The sequence below is a fragment of the Micromonospora sp. KC723 genome (genome assembly GCF_004348595.1).
In the GTDB taxonomy this organism is placed as follows: domain Bacteria; phylum Actinomycetota; class Actinomycetes; order Mycobacteriales; family Micromonosporaceae; genus Micromonospora.
This window is the reverse complement of the sequence record NZ_SMKD01000249.1, coordinates 1-3,368: the sequence shown is the minus strand read 5'-3', so window position 1 is coordinate 3,368 and position 3,368 is coordinate 1. Positions and strand designations below refer to the sequence as shown.

Annotated in this window: 5 protein-coding genes; 2 read left to right on the top strand and 3 right to left on the bottom strand. The window is 75.4% G+C overall.

Annotation, left to right across the window (positions count from 1 at the left end; genetic code table 11):
• Both E1165_RS28260 and E1165_RS28255 read right to left on the bottom strand, forming a co-directional pair.
• A partial coding sequence (locus E1165_RS28260; RefSeq protein WP_132394745.1) for a rhodanese-like domain-containing protein occupies nucleotides 1–441 on the bottom strand: 441 nt, incomplete at its 3' end.
• Nucleotides 442–677: 236 nt separating this feature from the next.
• On the bottom strand, nucleotides 678–1,052 hold the full coding sequence (locus E1165_RS28255) for a signal peptidase I (protein WP_132394744.1): 375 nt from the start codon (nucleotides 1,050–1,052) through the stop codon (nucleotides 678–680).
• A gap of 111 nt (nucleotides 1,053–1,163) precedes the next feature.
• On the opposite strand from E1165_RS28255, the gene E1165_RS28250 reads away from it, so the two are divergent.
• Nucleotides 1,164–1,511, top strand: coding sequence for an ankyrin repeat domain-containing protein (locus tag E1165_RS28250; RefSeq protein WP_371687406.1), 348 nt, complete (start codon nucleotides 1,164–1,166; stop codon nucleotides 1,509–1,511).
• A gap of 6 nt (nucleotides 1,512–1,517) precedes the next feature.
• Nucleotides 1,518–2,462 (top strand): DUF3500 domain-containing protein, encoded by a 945-nt coding sequence (locus tag E1165_RS28245; protein ID WP_132394742.1) that lies wholly within the window; start codon nucleotides 1,518–1,520, stop codon nucleotides 2,460–2,462.
• Nucleotides 2,463–2,588: 126 nt separating this feature from the next.
• Here the strand turns inward: E1165_RS28245 and E1165_RS28240 are convergent, their stop codons facing one another.
• On the bottom strand, nucleotides 2,589–3,368 hold the full coding sequence (locus tag E1165_RS28240) for a class I SAM-dependent methyltransferase (RefSeq protein WP_243705031.1): 780 nt from the start codon (nucleotides 3,366–3,368) through the stop codon (nucleotides 2,589–2,591).

The window sequence follows — 3,368 nt, the reverse complement described above, 5'->3', positions numbered from 1 at the left end:
GGTCCGGGCGGGGCCCAGCGCGGGCAGGCCGGCGATCCGCCAGGCCACGAAGCCGCCGACCACGTCGGTGGCCCGGTGCAGGCCGAGGTCCTGCAGGGCGGCGGCGGCCAGCGACGAGGTGTACCCCTCCTGACAGAGCACGATCACCGGCAGGTCGTAGCCGGTGGCCACGGGGAGCCGGGCGGGACAGCGCGGGTCGAACCGCCACTCGAGGACGTTGCGCTCGACCACCAGGGCGCCGGGCACCGTGCCGTGCGCGGCGCGCTGGGCGGCCGGCCGGATGTCGACCATCAGGGCGCCACCGCGGAACGCCAGGTGGGCCCGTTCCGGGTCGAGCCGGCGCAGCCGGGCCCGGGCGTCGGCGAGGATCTCGTCGATGCTCCGTGAGCCCGGTGGGGGCGCCGGTCGCCGGCCGGTACGGGTGGGGTGCTGCTGCGACATCGAGGCGGGTCCTTCCAGGGGCGAGCCGGCGGATGGGCGCGCGTACCAGCGCCCGGTGGGGTCGAAGCGCAGCGGCAGCGGCCAGACGACCGGGTCGGCGTACCGGGTGGCGACGGCGAGCGGGTCGGTCATGGCGGTCTCCCGTGGGTGTGCGTCGGGAGAAGGATAACCATCCAACCCTATTGGTTTAGTAGGCAATACCGGATGATGGGACACGACGCCCCCTGCCGACCCGGTCAGCGCACGACGGGCGGCGCCACCCGGTAACCCGGCACCGAGGGCCAGCGCACCGTGAGCAGCACCGACTCGCGCTCGGCGTACCAGGTGTGGTCGACCCCGCGACCCCACAGGACGTAGTCGCCGGGCTCGCCGAGCACCACCGTGCGGTCCCGGAACTCCACCCGGAACCGGCCGCTCACCAGCACCAGCAGCGCTGTGCGCCGCTCCCCCGTCGCCCACCGCGAGCGCGCCTGACCGGGCGGGTGGACGCCCCACTTCACCTCGACCTCGGTACTGTGCCGAGGGTCGTCGGCGGGCAGGAAGTGGCCCAGCAGCCAGCCGCCCTCGGCGGCGCCGTCGACACCCGCGTTGCCCACGTACACGTCGTCCATGGCCCTCCCGTCGTGGGCTGGCAAGCTACCAGCCCCCGCCGCCCGGGGGAGCACTAACCTGGACGGGTGACCGACGACCTGGACGCCGACACACTGGCCTTCGCCCACCGGATGTTCGACCTCGCCCGGAGTGGCGCGACCGAGGAGCTGAGCGGGTACGTCGACGCCGGGCTGCCGGTGAACATGACCAACGACAAGGGCGACACGCTGCTGATCCTGGCCGCGTACCACGCCCATCCGGAGACGGTGGCCGCGCTGCTCGCCCGCGGCGCCGACCACTCCCGCGTCAACGACCGGGGGCAGACCGCCCTCGCGGCGGCGGTGTTCCGGCGCGACGCCGAGGCGGTCCGAGTCCTGCTCGAAGCCGGCGCCGACCCGGACCACGGCGGCCCCTCGGCGGTGGAGACCGCCCGCTTCTTCGACCTGCCGGAGATGCTCACCCTGCTCACCACCCGCTGAGGCCACATGGACGATCCCGTACCCGAGCGGATGCGCACGGCGGCCACCGCGCTGCTGGACGCCCTCGACGAGCCGGCCCGAGCCGCCGCCGGCCACGCCTTCGACGACCGACGGCGACGCTGGCTGGAGTACCGGCCCCGCCCCCGACCCGGAGTGTGCCTGGCCGACCTGGACCGCGCCGGCCGCAAGGCCGCCCACCGGCTGCTCGCCACCGCGCTCAGCCCCGGCGCGTACGCCCAGGCGATGGCGGTCGTCGCGCTGGAGGAGGTGCTGGACCGGGCGGAGGGCTGGCGGCGTGGCCGGCACAGCGGCGACTACTGGGTGGCCGTGTACGGCGACCCGGGCCGCGACGACCGGTGGGCCTGGCGGTTCGAGGGGCACCACCTCTCGGTGAGCATGACCGTGGTGGACGACGAGGTCTCCCCCGCCCCGGTCTTCCTCGGCGCGAATCCGGCCACCGTCACGCACGCCGGCCGGCCCGTCCTGCGCCCGCTGGCAGCCGAGGAGGAGTTGGCCCGGGAACTGCTGGCAGTGATCGGCCCGGCCGGGCGGGACGCGGCGATCGTCGCCGACGACGCCCCGGCGGACATCGTCAGCGCCACCCGGGCCTCGGTGGACGCGCCGCTCACCCCGCTGGGCGTGCCGCGGGGCCGGCTCGGGGTCGCCGGACGGGCCATGCTGGACCAGCTCGTCGCGCTCTACCTGGCCCGGCTCCCGGCGGAGCTGGCGGGCCGGGAAGCCGACCGGCTCGCCGGCGGCGAGACGCACTTCGCCTGGGCCGGGTCGACCCGCCCGGGCGGGCGCCACTACTACCGGGTGCAGGGCGACGACCTGCTGATCGAGTACGACAACACCGCCGACGACGGCAACCACGCGCACACCGTGCTGCGCCGCCCGGCCAGCGACTTCGGCGCCGACATCCTCGCCGCCCACCACGCCCACGCCCACTGATCCGCCCGCTCCGAAACACCACCCCCGCCCCCGGCCATGCCGGCTGATCATGAAGCTGCCTGTCGGCGAGTGCGCCGGGTGGCACCGCCGACTTCCGACCACAAAGGGCCGGGAGCCGCCGGCGGGTCAGCGGACGGGTTTGCGGGCCTCGATGAGGAAGCGGCGGGCGTGGGCGACGAAGGGGCCCTCGGCGCGGATCCGGTCGTGCAGGGCGGCCAGTCGCGGCCGGTACCGGTCGATGGTGAAACCCGGCACGGTCCAGACCACCTTGCGCAGGAACCACACCACGGCGCCGATGTCGTGGAATACCGCGCGCAGGGTGGCTTCCTCGAGACGTGCCACGGTCAGGCCGGCGGCCCGGGCGGCGGCGACGGCCTGCTCCGGGTGGCGGGTCGCGGCCGGCGGCAGCGGACCGAGGATGGCCTCGCTCAGCTCGCGCATGGTGCCGGGACCGATCTGCTGGGACAGGTACGCCCCACCCGGTCGCAGCACCCGGGCGATCTCCGCCCACCAGGTGTCGATCGGATGGCGGCTGCTGACCAGGTCGAACGAGCCGGCCCGGAACGGCAGGACCGACGCGGCGCCGACCCGCACCACGTGCGCGCCGAGCCGGCGCAGCGTACGCCGGGCGACCGCGACGTTCGGCGGCCAGCCCTCGGTGGCGACCAGCAGGGGCGGCGGGGTCGGGATCTCGGCGAGCACCTCGCCGCCGCCGGTGTCGACGTCCAGCGCGGCGCGCGCCCGCGCCATCCGGGCCGCGACCAGCCGGGCGTACCCCCAGGGTGGGCGCTCCTCGGCGGCCCGTCCGGTCAGCCAGGAGAAACCCCAGCCCGTGACGTCCGCCCCGGCCGCCTCGGCGACCAACTCCTCGAACCCCCGCTCCCTCACCCTGTCTCTTATACACAG

Excerpts from the sequence above, each read along its gene's own strand:
- E1165_RS28250 (WP_371687406.1), top strand. The coding sequence starts at position 1,164 with ATGTTCGACCTCGCCCGGAGTGGCGCGACCGAGGAGCTGAGCGGGTAC.
- E1165_RS28245 (WP_132394742.1), top strand. The coding sequence starts at position 1,518 with ATGGACGATCCCGTACCCGAGCGGATGCGCACGGCGGCCACCGCGCTG.
- E1165_RS28255 (WP_132394744.1), bottom strand. The coding sequence starts at position 1,052 with ATGGACGACGTGTACGTGGGCAACGCGGGTGTCGACGGCGCCGCCGAG.